The organism is Streptomyces phyllanthi (genome assembly GCF_009377205.1).
Taxonomy (GTDB): Bacteria; Actinomycetota; Actinomycetes; order Streptomycetales; family Streptomycetaceae; genus Streptomyces; species Streptomyces phyllanthi.
The window spans coordinates 1-2,082 of sequence record NZ_VJZE01000826.1; the positions used below are offsets into that span (position 1 = coordinate 1).

General features: G+C 74.6%; 3 protein-coding genes. 1 reads left to right on the plus strand and 2 read right to left on the minus strand.

The window, feature by feature from the left end; all coding sequences use genetic code 11:
* On the plus strand, positions 1-639 hold a 639-nt coding region (gene istB, locus FNH04_RS45300; protein ID WP_152792044.1), incomplete at its 5' end, for an IS21-like element helper ATPase IstB.
* Here the strand turns inward: istB and FNH04_RS45305 are convergent.
* Together FNH04_RS45305 and FNH04_RS45310 are read right to left on the minus strand one after the other, a co-directional pair.
* Positions 617-862 carry a hypothetical protein gene (locus tag FNH04_RS45305; protein WP_194237044.1) on the minus strand — a complete coding sequence of 82 codons (246 nt, stop codon included), beginning with the start codon at positions 860-862 and terminating at the stop codon, positions 617-619. The two genes, istB and FNH04_RS45305, sit on opposite strands and share 23 nt — an antisense overlap.
* A 223-nt stretch (positions 863-1,085) precedes the next feature.
* The coding region (locus tag FNH04_RS45310) for a helicase-associated domain-containing protein (protein WP_194237045.1) at positions 1,086-2,082 on the minus strand (997 nt) is incomplete at its 5' end.

Below are 2,082 nucleotides of genomic sequence, written 5' to 3' on the forward strand. Positions count from 1 at the left end.
CCGCCGGTCCCGATCCCCGCCCAGACGCAGCCGCTCCCCTCGACCACGTACGGGACGGGCGCCGAGGCCCGGATCCGTGCCGCCGGGTTTCCCTCCCGCAAGCTGCTGGAGGAGTTCGACGTGGACCACCCCCGCTCCTTCGACCGGGAGACCGTCGCCCGGCTCGGCAAGCTGGACTTCGTCGCCGCCCGGCGGAACGTGGTGTTCGTCGGGGCACCCGGCACCGGCAAGACACATCTGGCGATCGGCCTCGGCGTACGGGCCTGCCAGGCGGGACACCGGGTGCTGTTCGCGACCGCCGCCGAGTGGGCCGCGCGGCTGTCCGGCGCCCGCGCCGAGGGGCGCCTGGCCGAGGAACTGACCGCGCTCGACGACCATGCCGTGCTGATCGTCGACGAGGTCGGCTACCTCCCCTTCGACGCGGACACGGCCCAGCTGTTCTTCCACCTGGTCGCGCACCGCTACGAGCGGGCCTCGCTGATCGTGACCAGCGATCGCCCGCTCGGCCGCTGGGACGAGATCTTCGGCGGGGGAGCCGCACCGGCGATGACCGACCGGCTGGCCCACCACGCCGAGATCGTCCGGCTCGAAGGGGACAGCTACCGCATGCGGCGGGCTACTTCGTCATGGGCAGAGTGATGTTGTTGACCAGCGGCCCCTCCACGGTGACGCCCTCGGTGACCAGCGACTCGGCGGGCGGAACGGGCAGCGGCAACGCCGCCCGGTCCGCCCGGTTCACCCGTTCCGCCCGGTCCGCCGCGGCCTCGGGAGCGAGTGTCCCGAGGACGGCTGCGGCAGAGCCCAGGGCGACAGCGAGGACACGGGTGCGGGTGCGGGTGCGGCGCGGGGGGTTGCGAGGCATGGGCACGTACGGGCCTTTCGGTTCACGGAGATGTACCTGTTCACGGAGATGTACCTGACGGAGCGGGGAGCCTGCGCTGACTCCCCGCCAGGTGGCTGCCCAGCGGCTCACACCGGGATGCGGAGGGCCCCGCAAGGTCCCTCAAGGGTGGGAACCGCCCGTCGTGCGTGCATGAAGGCGCGCGTACCCCCGGGCGGGTGATCCCACGGTGGCCGTACTCGCCCTACGCCCCGTCGTCCGCCAACTCCGCCACTCCCGTCACCCTGTGCAGCGGATACGTGCGCACCTCGTCCGCCGTGTGGTCGTACGCCGTGACGAAGCCGCCCTCGACGCGGATGGGGGCGATGACACGCTGACTGGCGCTGCCCTCGGCGTTGACGTACCCGATCCACAGGGCCTCGCCGGTGAGGACGGCGGCCTGCATGGTGGCGAGGGTCTCGGCGGAACTGGTGCGCGGGAGCGTGCCGTCGGGTACGGGGGCCGAGGTCCTGCGGGGTGCCGTGGAGGCGAGGTCGCCCGCGCGGATGGCCCGGAGAGCCGCCGTGAGGAGGGTGTCGTCCGGGGGCGGAGGGCCGTCGGGGACGGGTTCCGGGGCGGTGCGCGGCGGGGTGCGGTACGCGTGGGCGCGGGTGATCAGGACGTCGCCCTCGGCGGACTCCGCGGCCGGGGCGTACCCCAGGGAGCGCAGACCGTCGAGGAGGGTCGCCGGGTCCGTCTGGGCGGCCAGGACCGTGGGCGCCAGCCGGCGCAGACGGAGCGGCTCGGACCGCTTGTCGGCGAGGATCTCGCCCAGGACAGTGTCGTCGTCGCAGCGCACGTAGGCGGAGGCCGCGCCGACCCGGAGGTGGCCGTGTCTGCGGGCCACGTCGTCGATCAGGTACGCGAGCGGCTGCGGGACCGGGGTGCGGGAGTGGGCCGAGAGGAACGCGTGCAGGTCGGAGGCGCTGCGGCCGGCGTCCAGGGCCCGGCGTACGGAGGCCGGGGTGAAGCGGTAGACGGTCGCACCGCCCTTCGACTCCACGTCCGCGAGTACGTCGAGGGTGTCGGCCAGCGGGCGTCGCAGCGGGCCGGGCGCCACCGCCGTCAGGTCCGCCTGGAGGAGGACGTGGTCCAGGGGCTCGGGGAGCAGCGGGGCGAGGAGGCGGGCGGCGTGGAGGGCGGCCGCGGACCGTTCGGCGGTGCCGAGGGGCTCGGCGGGGGCCGCGGGCGTGTGCTGGTGG

Coding starts and splice junctions, on each gene's coding strand:
- FNH04_RS45305 (WP_194237044.1), bottom strand. CDS start 862: ATGCCTCGCAACCCCCCGCGCCGCACCCGCACCCGCACCCGTGTCCTC.